Below are 19,881 nucleotides of genomic sequence, written 5' to 3'. Positions count from 1 at the left end.
TTTATAGATGAATTGTTCTAACCGTCGAGTAAATTAAAACTGGCGTGGCATAAAAAAAGCGAGCTTCATAGCACTCGCTTTTTCATTTTGATAGTTTCCAACTAGATTTGCTGTTTCCAACTACAATTACCTAGTTTCCAACTTCAATTGTCCTGATCAATTAGTTAACTAATCTTTATAACTATCAATACTTGGGCAAGAACACACCAAATTGCGATCGCCATAAACATCATCTATGCGATTTACTGTTGGCCAGAATTTGTTGGCGGCAGCCGCTGGTACTGGGAATACTGCTTCTGCAACTGTGTAGGCTCTATCCCAACCAGCATCTGTGATATCCGCTAGCGTGTGCGGTGCATTGTGAAGTGGGTTGTCTTCTACTGTCCACTCGCCCTGCTCGACTTTGCGAATTTCATCGCGAATGCACACCATGGCTTCAATAAAGCGGTCGATTTCGACTTTGCTTTCTGATTCTGTCGGCTCAATCATTAATGTGCCCGCCACAGGGAACGACATAGTTGGTGCGTGGAAGCCGTAGTCCATTAAGCGCTTAGCCACGTCCATTTCAGTAATGCCTGACGCTTCTTTTAATGGGCGCATATCAACAATACATTCGTGAGCAACGCGGCCATTTGCACCTGTGTACAAAATTGGGAAGTGCTCGCTGAGCTTTTTCGCTAAGTAGTTAGCGTTAGTGATGGCGTATTTCGTTGAATCGGTTACACCTTTTTTACCTAACATGGCGATGTACAGGTAAGAAATACATAAAATGCCCGCAGAGCCAAATGGCGCGGCAGATACAGCATCGTTACCTTGCGTACCTTCTTTAACGTTAATCAATGGGTGATCTGGTAAGAAAGGTGCCAAGTGAGATTTCACCCCGATTGGTCCCATACCAGGGCCACCGCCGCCGTGTGGAATAGCAAAGGTTTTATGTAGGTTTAAGTGCGAGACATCTGCGCCGATAAAGCCCGGCGACGTAATACCCACTTGAGCGTTCATGTTGGCGCCATCAAGGTATACTTGACCACCGTTATCATGAACCACTTCACAAATTTCGCGTACGGTTTCTTCGTAAACGCCATGCGTTGAAGGGTAAGTGATCATAATACACGATAAGTTTTCGGCCATTTCTTCCGCTTTCGCTTTCAGATCGGCCATATCAACGTTACCGTTTTTATCGCAATCAACCACTACTACTTTCATGCCGACCATTTGCGCCGACGCAGGGTTAGTGCCGTGAGCTGATGATGGAATTAAACAGATATTACGGTGGCCTTCACCACGACTTTGGTGATACTTATGAATCGCAATTAAGCCAGCATACTCACCCTGCGCACCTGAGTTTGGCTGCATTGAAACCGCATCGTAGCCAGTCAACTCAACTAACCATTTATCAAGCTCGCCGATCATTTCTGCGTAGCCTTGTGCTTGGTCAACGGGCGCAAATGGGTGCATATTGGCAAATTCTGGCCACGACACAGGGATCATTTGTGCTGTCGCGTTAAGCTTCATGGTACAAGAGCCTAACGAAATCATTGAATGGTTAAGCGCTAAGTCTTTGTTTTCTAGTTTTTTGATATAGCGAAGCATTTCAGTTTCGCTATGGTACGAGTTAAATACTGGGTGCGACAGAATTTCAGACTCACGGACTAATTCCGCTGGAATTGACGAGTGACCACAATCGACGATTTTCGCGTCTAGCTCTGCTACGTCTAAACCATGACCTTCACCTAATAACACATCAAATAATGCCGCAACGTCTTCACGTGTCGTGGTTTCATCGAGTGATACTGAAATTTGACCATCTACGTCAGTGCGTAAGTTAAGGTCTGCCGCTAGTGCGCGAGCAACAATCTCTGTTTTGTTTTCAGTATTAAAGGTTAAGGTATCAAAGTAGTTGGCGTGAATTGCTTGCAAGCCTTTAGTTGCTGCACCTAAACATAAAATGTCGGTTAATCGGTGAATGCGATTCGCGATGGTTTTTAAGCCTTGTGGGCCGTGGTAAACCGCGTAAAACGCTGCCATATTGGCAAGTAATACTTGTGCAGTACAAATGTTTGAGTTGGCTTTTTCGCGGCGAATGTGCTGCTCACGGGTTTGCATCGCCATCCGCAGTGCTTGGTTGCCACGGGTGTCTTTTGAAACACCAATAATACGACCCGGCATAGAGCGCTTGTACTTATCTGATGTCGTAAAGAACGCCGCGTGTGGGCCACCGTAGCCCATTGGCACACCGAAGCGTTGGCTTGAACCAATCACCACGTCTGCACCTAACTCGCCTGGTGCTTTCAGTAGTACCAAGCTCATGATATCAGCTGCGACCGCAACAATACCTTTTTTCGCTTGTACTGCTTCAATTAATGGGCGGATATCAACAATTTCACCGGTTGCTGTCGGATATTGCAGTAATGCACCGAAGACATCGTGCTCACCGACGGTGGCCGCAGGCGCTACGATAACGTCAAAACCAAAGAATTCCGCGCGGTTTTTAACAACAGAAATCGTTTGTGGGTAAACTTCTTCAGCCACAAAGAATGCGTTCGATTTTTTGTTTTTAGAAACGCGCTTCGCCAATGCCATGGCTTCAGCTGCTGCTGTACCTTCGTCAAGCAATGACGCAGACGCTAAGTCTAAACCGGTTAGGTCTAAACACATTTGTTGGTAGTTAAGTAAAGATTCTAAACGGCCTTGCGCGATTTCTGGTTGATACGGTGTGTACGCGGTATACCAGCCTGGATTTTCCAATACGTTACGCAAAATCACGTTTGGTGTTAACGTGCCGTAATAACCTAAGCCAATATACGAAGTATTGACTTTGTTTTTGCTCGCAACCGCTTTTAAGTCGGCTAGTGCTTTTACTTCTGTTTTACTTTCTTCAATCGCTGGCAAGTCTGCTAGGCGAATATCGTTGGGGACAATTTCGTCAATTAGCGCGTCTATCGACTCAGCGCCAATATCGGCAAGCATTGCCTTGGTTTGCGCTTCATCTGGGCCAATGTGGCGACGAATAAAATCTTGAGTTTGTTCTAAATCACTTAGCGTTACTTGTGCTTGGGATTGAGTAGTCATAAACAGCTTCACTAAAATTTGCGTACGTATTTAAAAAAGAAAGCCCCGAACAGGGTTCAGGGCTTGTATATGTGTGTTAACGATTAGTCTTCGTCAATTGAGTTTTCGTAGCCTTCTGCGTCTAGTAGGCTTTCTAACTCGCTTTCATCTTCAATTTTTACTTTGAACATCCAGCCGTCACCGTAAGCGTCTGAGTTTACTAGCTCAGGTGAGTCTTCTAGGTCTTCGTTAACTTCAACCACTTCACCAGTTACTGGCGCGTAAATGTCTGACGCTGCTTTTACCGACTCAGCTACTGCAACATCGTCACCAGTGCTCACGCTGTCGCCTACTTCTGGTAACTCAACGAATACCATATCGCCCAGTAATTCTTGTGCGTGCTCGGTAATACCGATAGTCACAATACCGTTGCCTTCGTTACGCACCCACTCGTGTGATGTTGCGTACTTTAACTCAGAAGGAATGTTGCTCATTTTTCTTGTTCCTAATATTTAACGTAATTTGTGAAGTGAATAATCCCACTAAAAATATAGAGGAATTAGTTCACAGATCAACTAATCTTTTAATGGCAAATTTGACTTAGAACGCCTTTTTGCCATTGCGGGCGAACGACGGCTTTATCACTTTCACGTCCACCAACTTCTTGCGCATTTCAACTTGCACGGTGTCTTCTAATTTAACGGCACGCGGTACACGCGCCATGGCGATTGAGTGGCCTAAGGTTGGCGAGAAAGTACCAGATGTAATTACAGCTTCGCCGTGTTCAGTGATTACTTTCAAACCTGAGCGCAATACGCCTTTCTCTTCTAGCACTAAACCCACAAGCTTAGGTTGGTCGCCAGCAGCACGCTGCGCAGCAATTACTTCTTTACCGATAAAGTCACGCGTTTCGTCGTCCCAGCTAATCGTCCACGCCATGTTTGCCGCTAGTGGTGAGATTGACTCGTCCATATCTAAACCGTATAAGTTCATACCCGCTTCTAAGCGAAGCGTGTCACGCGCACCTAAACCACAAGGTTTTACGCCCGCATCAAGTAGTTGCTGCCATAAATCTGCCGCTTGCTGGTTTGGCAACGCGATTTCATAACCAGCTTCACCTGTGTAGCCAGTCGTTGCGATAAATAAATCACCAGCTTGTGCTGAGAAAAATGGCTTCATGCCTTCAACAACAGATTTTTGTTCGTCATTAAGTAAGGTTGCTACTTTTTCTTTCGCTGTTGGGCCTTGCACAGCAATCATGGCGAATTCTGGACGCTCGGTAATGGTGACGCTGAAGTCTTTTGCTTGCTCAGCAAGCCAAGCTAAATCTTTTTCACGCGTAGCCGAATTAACCACTAAGCGGTAATCAGTAGTTGAGAAGTAGTAAATGATCAGGTCGTCAATTACGCCACCTTCGTGATTACACATACCGGTGTAAAGCGCTTTGCCCGCCACATCAAGTTTCGCAACATCGTTAATCACTAAACGACGTAGAAAAGCCTGAGCATCGTTACCTTTAATATCAACAATGGTCATGTGTGATACATCGAACATACCGGCGTCTTGGCGCACTGCGTGATGCTCTTCAATTTGCGAGCCGTAGTTAATTGGCATGTCCCAGCCGTAGAAGTCGACCATTTTTGCGCCCGCTTCGATATGCTTGGCGTGGAGTACGGTTTTATTCGTCATAGTGCACACTCTTGGTTTGCATCACATTAACTATAGAAGTTTCGGTGAGCTTGTTGATATTAATCTTTAGCCAATATACAAAGGCAATTTCGCGATGCTTTAGTTGCTCGCCCAAGCCTAATCATTGACTAGTCGCTGTATAGTCGCTAACGATTTACAAAAATTAACGAAAAGTATAATCAAGCACGCTTGTTGATTCAACAACCCAACGCCCGTTTATGAAACATAAATCAACTTAAAACCTGTAAACAAAATTTTATTTCAATAATTCTTCTTGTTCGAAATTAAAATCAATCATTATCAACATTCGTTTAATGAATAATTGACAATTCGCTCTACAGCAATTGCCTAACACTTTGATAACAATCGTTAACAGCATTAACCGCCAAAAAAACAGACAATTGTCACCGACATTGGACACCTGTTAGACCTAGCAAGTAATTAGCAAATCACAACTCTTGTCATCTTGTTGTGATAACACGCTAGTAAGCTCAGTTTTGCTTTATTTAGCTTAACTGCTGACATATTTGAAAGGCAGATAATTAATAATTTTGTGCCATAGTTAAGTCTAGCCAGCATGACATCACTGGAGAATGTATGATTAATAACAAGAAAAATGCACTGGGGGTAATGCTGATGGCACTGCTTGCCGCCAGTTGCTCCGAGCCACCTAGCGTTGATTATTCCGCGACCATAAGAGCGGTACAAATGATGAACATAGAGTTGGTAACCACTAAGGTACAGGCTTTTCCCGCGAAAGTTGAAGCCAGTAAACAAGCGAGTTTATCGTTTCGAGTACCAGGCAAAATTGCCAAATTTCATGTGCGCGCCGGCACTTTGGTTAAACAAGGACAACCACTTATTGACTTGGTGCCAACCGATTACCGAATTGCGGTAGAAGGACACCAAGCAGATTATCAACTGGCCAAAGTGCAACATGAACGTTCAGAGGCATTAATTGATGAACAGTTAATTTCACAAGATCAATTTGACCAAACTGAAACTGCGCTCAAAGTCGCCGAAAATGAACTTGAGCAAGCAAAAACTGACCTTTCATACACCCATATCTCAGCTCCATACGATGGCCGTGTTGCCGCCACCTACTTCAAAGCACATGAATACGTGCAAGCATTGCAACCCGTGATGTCAATTCAATCGGAAAATGCCGTTGATGTCGTAATGGAAATACCTGAACGTTTAATTGGTGCTTTGCGTCGCTCGCATTTGCAAGTGAACCAACCAACTGTCAGTTTTGCGGTAAAACCAGATCAGCAATACACAGTATCTATTAAAGAGATTGAAACGATCGCAGATCCAGAATCAGGCACCTTCACCGTTACCATGACGATGCCAAGCCCTGACGACTTGAATCTATACCCAAGTATGGCAGCCACAGCCAACGTCGAACTTGTGCTTAGTGAAGACAGCTTAACACAACGCATTCCTAACAGTGCAGTTATCAACGAAAACGGCCAACATTTTGTTTGGCGCGTTAGCACTGATAATCAATTGGAACGTGTCAGCATTGAACTTTCAAAAGACGGCAAGCTAGTAAGTGGTTTGCTTGATGGTGACCGCATTGTCACTGCTGGGATTAACGAGCTGACTGCTGGTCAAACAGTGACTGAGTGGGTTAAGGAGCGAGGGTTATAATATGAAATTCTACAATCAAATAGCACTAGTATTATTCGCCCTTGTCACGATTGCAGGCTGCACTCCTGCACCTACACCGCAAGTACAACCGATTAGAGTAAATGTTGAAACCATTCCTGAAATCAGCAATGAAAAACTACAAACCTTTCCAGCCGTAGTTCACGCCAGTGAATTAACCCAGTTAAGCTTCCAGCTTAATGGCGAAGTAAACGAGCTGATTGCCACCGAAGGGATGGAAGTTAAAAAAGGTGAATTACTTGCCAAGCTTGACGACACCTTATTAGTACTTGCGGTAAGTGAAGCGAAAGCAAAAGTTGAACTTTCGAAAGTACAGGCAGCACGTGCCAAACAAATGGTAGATCGCGGTAATATGCCAGAAAGCACTTATGACGAGCTTTTAGCGCGTTATGAAATTGCCCTTGCTCGCTACAACTACGCACAAAGTCAATTAGATTATGTGTATTTACGTGCACCGTTTGATGGCATTATTTCTGACGTTGCCATTGAGCGCTTCCAAGCCACGACCATAGGTCGCCCGCTCATTACTATGCACAAACTCGACATGGTGGAAGTGCGTGTTGATATGCCTGATATCTTAGTTGCTAGCGCTGATCAGCAAAAAGTCGACGGCCAACAACATACGGTTGATGTCAAGCTTGATGCCTACCCTGACCAAGTATTCAAAGCGGAATACAAAGAGCACACTACAGAGCAAAATGAAGAAAACCGCAGCTTCACCTTAGTATTGGAAATGCCATCTACGCAGGCAAAACCAGTGATTCAAGGTATGCCCGGTAGTATTTCTTTAGATTTAGCACAAATTGAACGCGATTCAGCTTATTACTCAGTGGTGCCGCTGCATGCTGTGGTATTACCTGATAGCTATTCATCATCAAGCTTTACTTCAATTATTTGGCGCCTTAACGGCACACAAGTTGAGCCAGTAGAAGTTACCCTTGGTCGACTTGTTGATAAGTCTCATGTTGAAGTCATTGGCGATATTAAGCCGGGTGATAAAGTGATCACCAAAGGGCTGCATTATTTGCGCCGTGGAACTGAAGTTATTGTTGCCGAGAAGGAGGCTTAGTCGATGAGTATCGCTGAATATTTTATTAAGAACAAAGTGATCAGCTGGATGTTTACGTTGATCTTGCTCGTTGGCGGCACGCATGCCTACTTCGGCTTAGGTCAATTAGAAGACCCTGATTTTACGATCAAAGATGCCTTGATCAACACCTCTTATCCGGGTGCTTCACCACTGCAAGTGGAAGAAGAAGTATCGTATGTCATTGAAAAGCAGCTAATGACGCTGGCTTACATCGACAAAATCACCTCAATAAATAGCCGCGGTTTATCACAAATTACCGTCAGTATGAAAAATACTTACGGACCTGATGAGCTGCCACAGATTTGGGATGAGCTGCGCCGCAAGGTGAACGACATCAAAGCGCAATTACCGCCGGGTGTGAATGAGCCACAAGTCATCGACGATTTTGGTGATGTTTACGGTATTATGTGGGCCGTTACCGGTGATGGCTTTAGTTACCAAGACTTAAAAGACTATGTAGATTTTCTCAAGCGCGATATTGAGCTTATCGATGGTGTTTCAAAAGTACAAGTTGCTGGTGAGCAACAAGAAACGGTATTTATCGAACTCTCTGCCAATAAACTGGCTAACTTAGGTGTACCACCGGGTTCTATCTACAATGTGCTACGTGCACAAAATGTTGTGCAAAGCGCTGGTGCAATGCGCAGCGGGCCAGATTATATCTATGTGCACCCTACAGGTGAGTTTAAGTCAGTTAAACAACTTGAAGACTTAATTATCTCTAGCCCGAGCAGCGATCGCCTGATCTACCTAAAAGACGTGGCTACCATCAGCAAAGGCTTCCAAGAAGTACCGCGCAACTTAATTAACTATAACGGTAACCAAGCCATTAACATCGGTGTTTCTTTTGTTACAGGTGTTAACGTAGTTGATGTTGGTACTCGCATTGAGCAACGTATGGCAGAGCTGGAGCAGTATCGCCCTGCAGGTATGGTGGTCGGTGAAATCTACAACCAACCTAAAGAGGTAGATAACTCAGTTGCCGCCTTTATGCTTAACCTAATTGAAGCGGTGGTTATCGTTGTCGTTGTGTTACTCGTCTTTATGGGCATTAAGTCTGGCCTATTAATTGGTTGGATCTTATTACTTACCGTACTAGGCACCTTCTTGGTGATGAACCTGTACGACATTAACCTGCAACGTATATCGCTAGGTGCATTGATTATCGCTCTGGGTATGCTGGTGGATAATGCCATCGTTATCGTCGAAGGGATACTGATTGGCCAAGCACGAGGGCAAACGAAACTGCAAGCCGCCAATGCCATTGTTAAACAGACTATTTGGCCACTACTGGGTGCGACAGTGATTGCCATTACTGCCTTTGCGCCAATTGGCTTAAGCCCTGACGCCACTGGTGAGTTTGCAGGTAGCTTGTTCTGGGTTCTACTAATTTCGCTCTTTATTAGCTGGATAACGGCGGTGACCTTAACACCATTTTTTGCCAGCTTATTATTTAAAGAAACGCCAACTTCGCTACTTAGTAGTAACAAAGACGGTGACAACGGCTCTGAGCAAGATGACCCTTACAAAGGCGCGATCTTTGTTTTCTACAAAGCGTTTTTAAACATTTGTATGCGTTTTAAAGCGTTAACCATCATTACGGTTGTTGCCTTGTTTGCCCTATCCATTGTCGCTTTTGGTTCGGTTAAACAAGCCTTCTTCCCGCCATCAACTACGCCTATTTTCTTGGTGGATTTATGGATGCCAGAAGGCACCGATATTCGCCATACTTATGAGATTGCACAAGAAATTGAACAGCAAGTCATGAGCTATGATGCGGTTGAACACGTGACCTCAACCACTGGCCAAGGTGCGCAGCGCTTTATGTTGACCTACGAAACAGAGCGCAGTTACGCGGCTTATGCTCAGCTAATGGTACGTGTTGACTCATTCGACAACGTTCTAGCGACAATGGAAAATGCACAAGCATATATCGACCAAAACTACCCTGAGCTGCTCAATAAATTTAAGCGCTTAGAAATTGGTCCATCGCCTGCGGCAAAAGTTGAAGTAGAAATTACAGGTCCAGATCCAGACACCCTACGCACATTAGCAACGGAAGTGATTGGTATTTTCCGTGAAGCCGGCGGTACGGTAAACGTTCGCCATAACTGGCGCGAGCGCACTAAAGTGTTTGAGCCGCAATTCAACGAAACCCAAGCACGTCGCTTAGGAATCACCAAGGAAGACGTTGATAACACCTTGCAAATGAACCTTTCAGGGTTAACGGTTGGCTTATATAAAGAAGGTACTTCATTATTGCCAATCGTGACACGTACACCGGAAGATGAACGTCCATCGTCGGCATCCACCATTCAAATTTGGTCACCAATTTACAACCAGTTAGTGCCAATTAATCAAGTGATTACTAGCACAGAACTTCGTTGGGAAGACCCGATCATTATGCGTAAAGACAGAAAACGTATGATCACGGTCATGATGGATCCAGACTTTAAAACCAATGAAACCGCTGATTCGTTGCGTAATCGAATCTTAGCGCAAGTGGAAGCTGTTGAGTTGCCGCAAGGTTATAGCATTAACTGGGGCGGCGAATACGAAGACTCGCAAGACGCTTCTGAAGCGATATTTGCCTCGCTACCTGTTGGCTATTTGTTAATGTTCTTGATCACTGTATTCCTGTTCAATGCGGTTAAAAAGCCACTGGTGATTTGGGCTTGTGTACCGCTTGCGTTAGTCGGTATCGTCACTGGCCTGTTAGTGCTGGATAAACCGTTTGGCTTTATGGCGCTGCTGGGTATGTTGAGCTTATCTGGGATGCTACTGAAAAATGGTATTGTCTTGCTCGATCAAATTAACAGCGAACTTGCCGCTGGCAAAGAGCCTTACCTGGCAGTATTTGACTCAGCGGTTAGTCGTGTTCGTCCAGTTTCTATGGCAGCGATTACGACGATTTTAGGTATGATGCCACTCTTGGTTGACGCCTTCTTCGAATCGATGGCGGCTGTGGTCATGTTCGGTTTAGGTGTGGCAACAATCCTTACGCTAATTGTTGTACCAGTGCTATTCTGTTTATTCCACGGTATCCAATACCGACCATTGGAAGATGTATACAAGAATTAAGATTGGCACTAGCCCGCTAAATAGATAAAAAGACAAATAAAAAGGCCAGCTTCGAAAGCTGGCCTTTTTAATGCGTGTTTGAGAATTGCTTAGACGGTTGATTAAGGGTATGAGTCAACTTATTGAGAAATCTCTGGCAGGTCGCCACTAAGTCCCATTGCTTGTTTAATCATTTGCTGTTTCACCGCCGGAATATGATTGATTAACCCCATGCCAAGGCCACGTAGTAGTTTAATCGGTGCGATTTGTGGCGTAAAACTTTGTTTGATCGCTTCCATCGCCGTGACCATTTCAAGCGCTTCTGCGCGTCGCCAGCGGTTGTATTGGTTAAGCATTTTATCGCTGTGCCATGCTCTGTTAACACTATCCGGGCCATTAGCGCTTGCTTGCGAGCCATTGTCACGATGATAATGCTCGCTAATAAGCTGAGCAAGACTGGCAGCATCTTGCAGCCCTAGGTTCACCCCCTGCCCTGCCAGTGGGTGAATCGTATGCGCAGCATCACCAATGAGCACAGCGCGCCCTTTGGTAAATTTATGCGCTAATCGCATGGTCAGTGGGTAGCTTTGCAGGTCACTGGCTAACGTCACTTGGCCTAGCTTGCCATCTGAGGCAGCAGTCAGCGCTTTTGATACTTCGCTAACGTCTAACTGCTGCAAGCGCTCGGCTTCTTGCGGCGAAGTCGACCACACAATCGAGCATTGATTGGTATTATAAAGCGGTAAAAATGCTAGCGGCCCTTCTGGCAGAAACACTTGCCATGCGGTGTCTTGATGTCCTAACTGACAATCCACTGTCGCCACTAACGCATGATTGTCGTAGTCGCGAAACGCCATCGCCATATCAAGTTGTTGACGCAGCCAAGAGTTTGCGCCATCTGCGCCCACTACCAACTTGGCCATAACTGGCATTTGGCTGGCAAAACTGGCGAATACTTCGTGATCCCCCATGGCAATATTTTGCAGTGGCTCTTTGGTCAATAAACTAATCCCGTTATTGGCCTCGGCTTGTTGCCAAAGCGCATTGCGGATCACTTTATTTTCAATGATATAACCTAAGTTCTCGCGATTACGCGCGTCACTTAATTGATTGATATCGAAATCTAAAGCGCCGATATTCGCCTTGTCCCAAACATGCATATGGCTATAGGGCTGCAGACGCTGCTGGCTAATTGCTGACCATACGCCAAGATTATTAAGAAATTGCTCACTGGCAGCGTTAATCGCACTAACTCGCAACTCTGCCTCATCGCTTAATTCTGTTGGCTGATGTGGTTCAACGATGGCAACCGTTAAATCGGTTAACTTGCGCACCGCTAACGCTAGACTTAAGCCAACCATACCGCCGCCGACTATCAGCAAATCGTATTTCTGCATTCTTTATTCCTGTATCTCGCGCTTAGCGCTAGTAACCCTCAAACGCCGCAACTCACAAGCTTTAGTAACCCATCGTTTTATTGACAAATGCTTTTTGCAAAGGCGAGAGATAGTTCATGACTTTCAAGCCAATATTACGTCCCGCCAACAGCGGCGGTAAGTCATTAGAGAATAAGGTTACCATGGAGTCGGTGAGCTTGATAATCGCTTGCTGATCGGATTCGCGCATAACTTGATATTGATTAAGTAACTTGGCATTACCTAGGTCAGCTTCGCCGCTGGCGATTTGCTGCTGCACTAAGTCAGCCAGTACTTTGACATCTCGTAGCCCTAAATTAAAACCTTGGCCTGCAATGGGGTGAATCGTGTGTGACGCGTTACCAACCAGTGCCATGCGGTGATAACTTTGCTGCTCGGCTTGCACTAAACTGAGCGGAAAAATAGAACGTTTACTGGTTGACTGAATACTGCCAAGCCAGCGCCCAAACGCCTGTTCAAGTGCCAAACAAAATGCTTTGTCGTCAAGCTCGCTTACCTGCTGCGCTTGCTCTGGTGGTAAAGTCCAAACTAATGAGCATTGCTGATTGGTCATTGGCAACATAGCAATCGGCCCATGTTCAGTAAAACGTTCAAAAGCGCGATTATTGTGCGGTAGCTCTGGACAAACGTTGGCGATCACCGCCCATTGCCCATAATCTTGTTGTGAAGTGCCAATTTTCGCAACCTTGCGGCACAGCGACTGGCCACCATCACAAGCGATTACAAGCTTTGCCTCAATATCAATCGGCTCAGCTTGAGCGCCAGCAGCTAGCTTGATATCGGTATGCTCAGCCTTGATAGTTAGCTGTTCAATTTGGCTATAGGTGTACCATTGAATTGGCTTGTTATGCTTATCGGCTGTTTTGAGTGCAGTAAGTAAGCCATTGGCGATACTCGCTAGCGGAATAACATAGCCAAGCGCTTCAACTTGGTGATCTGTTGCGTTAATGCGCGCCTTGCCATAGTTGCCACGATCTGAAATATGAATCGTTTCAATCGGGTTAGCATCATCTGCCATTAGCGTCCATACACCAAGCGAACGCAGGTACTCAACACTGCCATGGGAAAGCGCTAGCACGCGATCATCAAAGGGATTCATTTGGCTTGGTTCAAGATTGGCGGCTTCAATAATGGCAAGTTTACTGTGCTGAGCTATGTTAGGCTGTCTTAACAAGCTAACCGCCATCAATAAACCAGACAAGCCACCACCGACAATGCTGACATCGACTTGCTGTTCAGTTTGTTCTTTCGTTTGTTTTGAAGTGCTTTGGCTCATATTGCTAACTTCACCGCTTATACCACTGCTTTCACTAACTAGAACCTAGTTTGACTCAGCCATTAATGCTTCAATCGCATCAACCGTTTTGGGTGCGTTAACCGTTAGGTTTTCATAACCGCGCTCTGTAACCAGCACATTGTCTTCAATACGAACCCCTATGCCCTGCCACCTGTCTGCAACATCGCTCCCTTTCGGAATATAGATGCCCGGCTCTATGGTCATCACCATGCCTGCAACAAATGGGCGCAACTGCTGGCGTTTATCATTGGCGTGATAATCCCCAACATCATGAACATCTAACCCTAGCCAGTGGCCTAAACCGTGAATAAAGTACTGCTTACACGCTTTATCAGCAATTAGCTCGGTTAAATCGCCCTCTAAAATACCAAGGTCGTATAAGCCTTTGGTTAAGATATCGCAAACCAGATCATTAAGCGCTGCTAGTGTGTTACCGGGTTCGATAGCCTCAATTGCCGCCTGCTGCGCATCAAGCACTAGCTGATAAATCGCTTTTTGTGGCTCGCTAAATTTGCCACTCACTGGAAACGTTCGCGTGATATCAGCAGCATAGCCAGCGAGTTCGCCGCCTGCGTCAATTAATAGCAAGTCGCCGTCATTTAATGCCTCATTATTGTCGGTATAATGCAAAATATTGGCATTGTCGCCACCGGCAACTATTGAATTGTACGCGGCATACCGCGCGCCATTCACGGCAAACTCATGCAGAAGCTCTGCTTCAATTTGGTATTCAAACTTACCCGCTTGCGTGGCTTGCATCGCTCTTTGATGTGCTTGACCGCTGATCACGTTCGCCTGACGCATTAAGGCAATTTCACGCTCGGTTTTATGCAAACGAAGTTCGTGAATAAGCGCTGCGCAATTCACTAAACTCGCTGGCGCATGCTTGCCAATACGACTTTTAGCGGCAACTTGCGAAAGCCAGTCGGTGGCAAGCGACATCGTTTCACCGTTATCAAAGCAGCACAACACTTTGTCGACCTGTGAAAAACGCTCAACCGCAAATTCATCGATATCATCGATGCTAAGCGCTTGCTCAACACCAAATTCTTGCTTGGCAAGTTCAGGACCAACGCGGCGACCGTGCCAGACTTCCATTTGTGGATCTTTATCGCGGCAAAACAGTACACTTTGTTGCTCGGCAGACTTAACCAGCATCAACACTGCTTCAGGCTCATTAAAACCCGTTAAGTAGTAAAAGTTTTTATTCTGACAAAACGGATATTCGGTATCATTGCTGCGCGTTACTTCGTGCGCAGCGCTTACGATGGCAATACTGTTGCTTGGCATCGCGTCAAACATGGTTTGACGGCGCGCAACGAATTCTTCAACAGGTAACAATGTATGTTTTAGCATGAACCGCCTAATGACATTTCTCGGTTAGTGAATAGTTAGCTTAATAAATGATTAGTGAATCGTTTTTTTATCGTCAGTGCTTGGCGGGCTAGCAAGCTCAGCAAAGCAGAGTAAAACAGAGACTTTTACATACTCCGCAATTTCGTAATAAGCTTGCTCAGTGGCTTCATCGTCATCAATTTCATCAGATAAATTAGCGATTTCACTAAAGTCAGACAGCACTTCTTTAACATCTTCAGACGCCACAGCATTGTCTTTTTGCTGCAAGCCATAGCCAAGGTTAAAGCCCTGTACCCAGTGACCTAAGCCATTGGCGCGCTCTGCGATGGTATCGTCATCATCAGGCAGCATTAATTTGAAGCCAAACGAGTCATCTAGCAATGACTGCCAAATTTCGCTGTACACTTGCTTGATGGCCGATTTAACCGCCAATGGAAAGCCCTCGCCGTTGTTAAACATATCGTTAAGCATGGCAATGTAATCAGTGCTTTCAAATTCATAACCTGAGGCAATTAAGCCAGTTAATACGCCGTGAAGTTCACTAGCGTGCGCTTGCAGGCTTTCTGCACTTAATGTGGCTTGCAAATCAGCAAAGTCGAGTAAAGATTGATCAGACATAAAAGTTCACAAATGTCATGGTATTAGATACCGCTAATCGTACCATTGCCAAGCCATTTGACTCCAGTTAAAAACACCTAAGCACAGGCTTTTGTCAGCTTATTTGGCGTTTGATCAACAAAAAATGCCGCAAACTCAGTAAATTCACCAGCTTGCGTAACGAACTACTTGCATCTGCTTTTTCAGATGGCTATAGTTCGAGGTTATTATTGATTTATAAGGAATTCGCTCCGCCAATGCGCAATAAAGTTGAAATATCCGTCGCAGGTCGAAAGCTTAAAATCGGTTGTCCAAGTGGGCAAGAAAGTGCGTTGTTCGCCGCCGCTGCCGAGCTAGACAAGCGATTGGCTGCATATAGCGACAGCGAAACCATTGCGACAACAGAGCAGGCAATGACTATGGTCGCGCTTAATCTTGCTCATGATTTGCTTGCGGCAAACAAGCAGCGAGAAGTTGAACAGCAAGAAACCCAAAATCAAATCAACTTATTGCAGGAAACCATTGAACAAGCCTTGGTTTCGCAAATCGATAAGTCTGCATAACTTGGTCTAAATCGGAACAAGTTATCATGAATAGCAAGGTGTGGCTGGCAATTAGCTTACTCCTTGCCATTATCTTGTATTGGCAGTATCAAGCTGCAACACCTCAAACCGCTAGTGGCGATCGCCACTCTGCTAATCATTCTACCAACCAAACAAATAGCCAGCTTGAAAGCCAAAATAAGTCAACACATTGGGCAGACAGCTTTAGCCTGCAAGCTCAAGCCTCGCAAAATAGCCAGACACAAGCCAATCCCCTTACTGACAACATAAATGATGCACAAAGCTCACTCGATGATGATGAAGCGACAGAAGCGTCAGCGATTAAGCGTTGTCCATTTGCTGAGTTCACCGATCAAGAGCATCAACTACTTGATAGCCAATTAACGGCATTTTTTAATGAAGGTTACGCGGTTGATGATATTGAGCTGCGCAAACTAGGTTACATATTTTCGGCCGATAGCGGCGCCAGCAATCACCATAAACGTTTGTTTTTTAGTGACTACCTGCAAGACAACCCAAACGACAGTATCGCCGTACATCAACTGCTCAAGGCCTGTTTGCAATTGCCTCATGACAAAGGCTGCGGCGAGCAACTCGATACCTTGGTAGCGCAGTCAGACAACGACAATGGCTATTTGTGGCTGCAACTGGCCACCAATAAACTAGTTCAACGAAAGCCAAGCCAGTTTATTCGTTATCTTGAGATCGCAGCCAGTAAAAGTCGTTTCGACAATTACTATTTTAATTATGTCGACCTTTTCCTCAGTACCAGCATCGGCCGCATCGATATTGCCTACACTAAGCTGAGGAACACTGCCGATGAACTGGCCTCAGCGCAATTGAATAACCTGAGCTATTTAGTCGACTTCTGCACGGGCAACCTCAATAAGTACCAAGATAGCTGCCTGAGGCTGGCAAAGTCACTTGATGGCAATAGCAAGAATGTCGATCTGCAAAGCTTCGGTTCGGGATTGCTTAAAGAAATTTACCGAACATTAGATGACGACGAAGCGCTCGCCGAGCAGACAGCGCTTGACCAGCAACGTTACAGCGAGCTATACAACCAAGATTGGGTCAATGCTCAATCGCTAATGCAATATGATCAAGAGCTGATGGTCACTTGGCTAGAAAACGGTAAACTGTTTGGCGAACAAGCGGCAGTCAGCGCTTTGCTTAGCGAAGCGAAGCTAAAATCTATCAACCCTGATTATCTGCCCTGTCCTCTTAACCAATAAAAAGCCGACTAAGAGGCCGGTTAGACAAGCTAAGCGACAATCGAATAAACAAACTCCTACCAAGAATTAATCACTTAGCTCAAAAGGTCGGCAAACGATCCATTTAGCCAATAAATTACTTAATCCGTAATAAGAATTTGCTATACTCAACACCTGTCTTCTGGGATGTGCGTAAGTTAACTATGTCCCTGAGCCGATAATCTTTACCCCAGGGTTTCATTTACTGGCTATTGAGCAAGCTCGGCTTGTACCGAGAAGCCTACGGTGAGTATATTGATTCCCGCCTTGAGCACACGGTGTTCAAGGGCTGACGTTGGCTACGGCATTCTGGAAGCAGCTCTTTTCTTTTTATCCCAACTACTTTTCTGCAAACGTTGTTTAAGCTAGTTGGTTAACTACTTCTAATACAAGCTATTTATTACCTCCTTGCACGGCTTGAAGCCTTTTCGGCTTCGGCAAAATTTGGTCGCGTTAACGTATCCAATATTGAGTATAAATACATAACCAGCAACACCAATAGTGCTGCTATTACAAAGACCCAGGCACCGCCCAAGAAGTCGAGCATGGCACCACCACCTAACGGTGCTAAGGCAAAGCCAATATAATAAAAAGATGCCGCACCAAAATAAGCACCGCGCAAATGAGTCGGCGCTAGACGGTCAATATGGACATTCATGGTCGGGAACAAGATGGCTTCACCAATACTAAGAATAACCACTGCGCCAATCCATCCCCAAAAAGCCGTAACCGGGTTTATCGCCATCCACACTTGCGCAAGTGCCAGCAACACTAAACCCACTTGAATTCGGCTTGTTAGCGATAGCCTTGCCATTATTTTTAACAGCACGAACTGCAAGCAAACAATAACTGCCGCATTGGCAAAAATCATACTAGAGATAAGCTTCATCAACTCTGGTACATCTGCTCGGGTAAGGTATTGAATGAGTGTTGAATCCATCTGAGCATAAACAAACTTGCAGATGATATTGGCGACAATCAAGCATTGCAGTACCCTGTCTTTGGCCAGTATTTTAAGAGTATCCAGCATATTGGATTTAGGCTTGTATGACGCTTTTTGAGTGGTTTTCGACTCGGAATCTTGCGGTTGTTTAGCAGCTTCTTGCTGAACTTCTCTTTCGTTTTTCGCTTCTATCTCTCTTTGACTAGCTTGCTGATTCGCTTGTTGATTAGCTTGGCGATTTGCTTGGTATCTCGCAAAGTGTCGCATGCCATAAGCAAGCAATAGCATCCATAAAGCAAACGCTCCTGCTGTCACTAAAAAACCCGACTGCTGACCAGTAATACCGATATATACGCCAGCCATTGGACCAATTGCACAACCAACATTGATCACAAAGTAGCGGGCTTGCAAGCCTAATTCGCGCACTTGTACATCGGGTAGAATATCAGACACTAATGCTTGAGTGGGTGGATCCCAAATCGCCTTGGATATAGAGCAAAGTGCGATAACAATGACATAGCCTGCAACAGTTTCCACATTGGCTAATAACACGAATGAAATCACGTACAGGCTACCAGCGCTAAACATGATGATCTTTCGGCCAAATTTGTCTGACAGCGCGCCGCCGAAAAAGCCAATAAACACAGAAATTACCGCAGCGCCCGATAAAATTAACCCAACTTGCGTGGCCGAAATACCAAACGATTTATACAGCATCACCGCCAAAAACGGCCACACCATATAAAAGCTGCCACGAGTGATTAAATCGCCAAAGAGCACGATCCACATCAACCTTGGAAACTGTTTTAGCTGGTTGAACGACACTTTACTTTCCATTGAATTTCTCTGCTTTATACGAAGCCAACGACACCTGGACCCTATCAATACACGCAAGTACCTCGCCAAGTTACTTTACAAAACCAGTAAAACTCCCTATAACGGCAACGTTTTCTATTAACTTTGCTTTTTGATCACATAAATGGGTGACATGGTAACAACTCAGGCTAGCTGCAACACACAGACTCCTATTGGTATTTTCGATTCAGGTATTGGTGGACTTTCCATTGCGCGTTGTGTTGCGCAAAACTTGCCAAATGAGCAGCTAATTTATGTCGCAGACAGTGGCTTTGCACCATACGGCGACAAAAGCCATAAAGACATTATAGCCAGAGCTGACTTTGTTGCTAACTTCCTGATAAAGCAAGGGGTGAAAGCCATTGTTGTGGCTTGCAATACGGCAACTGTCGTCGCAATTGAAGAGCTGCGCGCAAAATATACGTTACCGATTATTGGCGTAGAGCCAGCAATAAAGCCCGCAGCGAAACAATCTAAAGCCAAGTCGGTTGGGATAATGGTGACACAAGCTACGGCCAAGAATGATCGCTTTCTCAGGCTTGTTGAAAGTTACAAGCAAGATGCACAAGTACATATTCAACCGTGCCCCGGCCTAGTGCAACAAATTGAACAAGGCGACCATGAAAGTGACACTTGCCAAGCGCTACTCGATAGCTTTATCGCCCCACTGGTCGATAAACAGATAGACACCTTAGTGCTCGGCTGCACTCACTATCCATTGATAGAGCAACAAATCAAAGCTCATTTACCAGCAGGTATTGAGTTACTAGAAACCGCCCAACCTGTCACCAATGAGCTTATTCGCCGGCTAACACTCAATAATCTGCTGGCGCAAAGCGATTTAGAGATTCAAGGCTTAACAGCCGCTCAAGGTTACCAAGTCTATTCCAGTGCACTAACGCAAGCGCAACAGCAAGTTATTCAAACCTTTTGGCCAAGCAAGTTGAGTTTTCACCAACTATCACGCTAAGAAACTCTATCGAATAAAAAAGCCATTTAGACGTCTAGGCGTAAAAAACT

14 protein-coding genes and 1 other RNA gene are annotated in these 19,881 nt (G+C 45.2%); 7 read left to right on the top strand and 8 right to left on the bottom strand.

Annotation, left to right across the window (positions count from 1 at the left end; all coding sequences use genetic code 11):
- Nucleotides 1-168: 168 nt before the first annotated feature.
- From gcvP to gcvT, 3 genes are all read right to left on the bottom strand, one after another.
- Nucleotides 169-3,072, bottom strand: coding sequence for an aminomethyl-transferring glycine dehydrogenase (gene gcvP / locus DXX94_RS16685; protein ID WP_116018603.1), 2,904 nt, complete (start codon nt 3,070-3,072; stop codon nt 169-171).
- Nucleotides 3,073-3,155: 83 nt separating this feature from the next.
- The gene (gene gcvH, locus DXX94_RS16680) at nt 3,156-3,545 is read right to left on the bottom strand and encodes a glycine cleavage system protein GcvH (protein WP_116000968.1); all 390 of its coding nucleotides are present in this window, start codon (nt 3,543-3,545) and stop codon (nt 3,156-3,158) included.
- 106 nt (nt 3,546-3,651) lie between these two features.
- Nucleotides 3,652-4,740: a glycine cleavage system aminomethyltransferase GcvT gene (gcvT, locus tag DXX94_RS16675; RefSeq protein ID WP_116017627.1), complete on the bottom strand. Its 1,089-nt coding sequence runs from the start codon at nt 4,738-4,740 to the stop codon at nt 3,652-3,654.
- Nucleotides 4,741-5,337: 597 nt separating this feature from the next.
- On the opposite strand from gcvT, the gene DXX94_RS16670 reads away from it, so the two are divergent.
- From DXX94_RS16670 to DXX94_RS16660, 3 genes are read left to right on the top strand one after another with little or no spacing between them, the layout of a single operon-like run.
- The gene (locus DXX94_RS16670; RefSeq protein WP_116017625.1) at nt 5,338-6,393 is read left to right on the top strand and encodes an efflux RND transporter periplasmic adaptor subunit; all 1,056 of its coding nucleotides are present in this window, start codon (nt 5,338-5,340) and stop codon (nt 6,391-6,393) included.
- 1 nt (nt 6,394) lies between these two features.
- Nucleotides 6,395-7,480 carry an efflux RND transporter periplasmic adaptor subunit gene (locus DXX94_RS16665; RefSeq protein ID WP_116017623.1) on the top strand — a complete coding sequence of 362 codons (1,086 nt, stop codon included), beginning with the start codon at nt 6,395-6,397 and terminating at the stop codon, nt 7,478-7,480.
- Nucleotides 7,481-7,483: 3 nt separating this feature from the next.
- Nucleotides 7,484-10,582, top strand: coding sequence for an efflux RND transporter permease subunit (locus DXX94_RS16660; RefSeq protein WP_116017621.1), 3,099 nt, complete (start codon nt 7,484-7,486; stop codon nt 10,580-10,582).
- 119 nt (nt 10,583-10,701) lie between these two features.
- On the opposite strand, the gene DXX94_RS16655 is transcribed toward DXX94_RS16660, so the two are convergent.
- The 4 genes from DXX94_RS16655 to DXX94_RS16640 all read right to left on the bottom strand — a co-directional run bounded on the left by DXX94_RS16655 (nt 10,702) and on the right by DXX94_RS16640 (nt 15,268).
- Nucleotides 10,702-11,958 carry an FAD-dependent monooxygenase gene (locus DXX94_RS16655; RefSeq protein WP_116017619.1) on the bottom strand — a complete coding sequence of 419 codons (1,257 nt, stop codon included), beginning with the start codon at nt 11,956-11,958 and terminating at the stop codon, nt 10,702-10,704.
- 61 nt (nt 11,959-12,019) lie between these two features.
- Complete coding sequence (gene ubiH / locus DXX94_RS16650; protein WP_116017617.1) at nt 12,020-13,273, bottom strand: 2-octaprenyl-6-methoxyphenyl hydroxylase; 1,254 nt, start codon at nt 13,271-13,273, stop codon at nt 12,020-12,022.
- A 45-nt stretch (nt 13,274-13,318) separates the two neighbouring features.
- Complete coding sequence (gene pepP / locus DXX94_RS16645; protein WP_258872194.1) at nt 13,319-14,650, bottom strand: Xaa-Pro aminopeptidase; 1,332 nt, start codon at nt 14,648-14,650, stop codon at nt 13,319-13,321.
- Between the two features lie 51 nt (nt 14,651-14,701).
- The gene (locus DXX94_RS16640) at nt 14,702-15,268 is read right to left on the bottom strand and encodes a UPF0149 family protein (RefSeq protein WP_116017615.1); all 567 of its coding nucleotides are present in this window, start codon (nt 15,266-15,268) and stop codon (nt 14,702-14,704) included.
- A gap of 236 nt (nt 15,269-15,504) precedes the next feature.
- Between DXX94_RS16640 and DXX94_RS16635 the strand changes: the two genes are divergently transcribed.
- The 3 genes from DXX94_RS16635 (at nt 15,505) to ssrS (ending at nt 17,383) form a co-directional block, all read left to right on the top strand.
- Nucleotides 15,505-15,810 (top strand): cell division protein ZapA, encoded by a 306-nt coding sequence (locus tag DXX94_RS16635; protein WP_116002442.1) that lies wholly within the window; start codon nt 15,505-15,507, stop codon nt 15,808-15,810.
- 26 nt (nt 15,811-15,836) lie between these two features.
- Nucleotides 15,837-17,045 carry a hypothetical protein gene (locus DXX94_RS16630; protein ID WP_116017613.1) on the top strand — a complete coding sequence of 403 codons (1,209 nt, stop codon included), beginning with the start codon at nt 15,837-15,839 and terminating at the stop codon, nt 17,043-17,045.
- A gap of 154 nt (nt 17,046-17,199) precedes the next feature.
- Nucleotides 17,200-17,383: non-coding RNA, 6S RNA (ssrS, locus tag DXX94_RS16625), on the top strand.
- Between the two features lie 80 nt (nt 17,384-17,463).
- Here ssrS and DXX94_RS16620 read toward each other — a convergent pair.
- The gene (locus tag DXX94_RS16620; protein WP_116017611.1) at nt 17,464-18,843 is read right to left on the bottom strand and encodes an MDR family MFS transporter; all 1,380 of its coding nucleotides are present in this window, start codon (nt 18,841-18,843) and stop codon (nt 17,464-17,466) included.
- 151 nt (nt 18,844-18,994) lie between these two features.
- Between DXX94_RS16620 and murI the strand changes: the two genes are divergently transcribed.
- Nucleotides 18,995-19,831 (top strand): glutamate racemase, encoded by an 837-nt coding sequence (gene murI, locus DXX94_RS16615; protein ID WP_220348130.1) that lies wholly within the window; start codon nt 18,995-18,997, stop codon nt 19,829-19,831.
- Nucleotides 19,832-19,881: the final 50 nt, after the last annotated feature.

The sequence above is a fragment of the Thalassotalea euphylliae genome, assembly GCF_003390375.1.
Classification (GTDB): domain Bacteria; phylum Pseudomonadota; class Gammaproteobacteria; order Enterobacterales; family Alteromonadaceae; genus Thalassotalea_F; species Thalassotalea_F euphylliae_A.
The sequence above is the reverse complement of the archived record's forward strand: the minus strand, read 5'-3'. Positions and strand labels throughout refer to the sequence as shown.

Coding starts and splice junctions, on each gene's coding strand:
- gcvT (WP_116017627.1), bottom strand. CDS start 4,740: ATGACGAATAAAACCGTACTCCACGCCAAGCATATCGAAGCGGGCGCA.
- DXX94_RS16660 (WP_116017621.1), top strand. CDS start 7,484: ATGAGTATCGCTGAATATTTTATTAAGAACAAAGTGATCAGCTGGATG.
- DXX94_RS16640 (WP_116017615.1), bottom strand. CDS start 15,268: ATGTCTGATCAATCTTTACTCGACTTTGCTGATTTGCAAGCCACATTA.
- DXX94_RS16655 (WP_116017619.1), bottom strand. CDS start 11,958: ATGCAGAAATACGATTTGCTGATAGTCGGCGGCGGTATGGTTGGCTTA.
- DXX94_RS16665 (WP_116017623.1), top strand. CDS start 6,395: ATGAAATTCTACAATCAAATAGCACTAGTATTATTCGCCCTTGTCACG.
- gcvH (WP_116000968.1), bottom strand. CDS start 3,545: ATGAGCAACATTCCTTCTGAGTTAAAGTACGCAACATCACACGAGTGG.
- murI (WP_220348130.1), top strand. CDS start 18,995: ATGGTAACAACTCAGGCTAGCTGCAACACACAGACTCCTATTGGTATT.
- gcvP (WP_116018603.1), bottom strand. CDS start 3,072: ATGACTACTCAATCCCAAGCACAAGTAACGCTAAGTGATTTAGAACAA.
- ubiH (WP_116017617.1), bottom strand. CDS start 13,273: ATGAGCCAAAGCACTTCAAAACAAACGAAAGAACAAACTGAACAGCAA.
- DXX94_RS16620 (WP_116017611.1), bottom strand. CDS start 18,843: ATGGAAAGTAAAGTGTCGTTCAACCAGCTAAAACAGTTTCCAAGGTTG.
- pepP (WP_258872194.1), bottom strand. CDS start 14,650: ATGCTAAAACATACATTGTTACCTGTTGAAGAATTCGTTGCGCGCCGT.
- DXX94_RS16635 (WP_116002442.1), top strand. CDS start 15,505: ATGCGCAATAAAGTTGAAATATCCGTCGCAGGTCGAAAGCTTAAAATC.
- DXX94_RS16630 (WP_116017613.1), top strand. CDS start 15,837: ATGAATAGCAAGGTGTGGCTGGCAATTAGCTTACTCCTTGCCATTATC.
- DXX94_RS16670 (WP_116017625.1), top strand. CDS start 5,338: ATGATTAATAACAAGAAAAATGCACTGGGGGTAATGCTGATGGCACTG.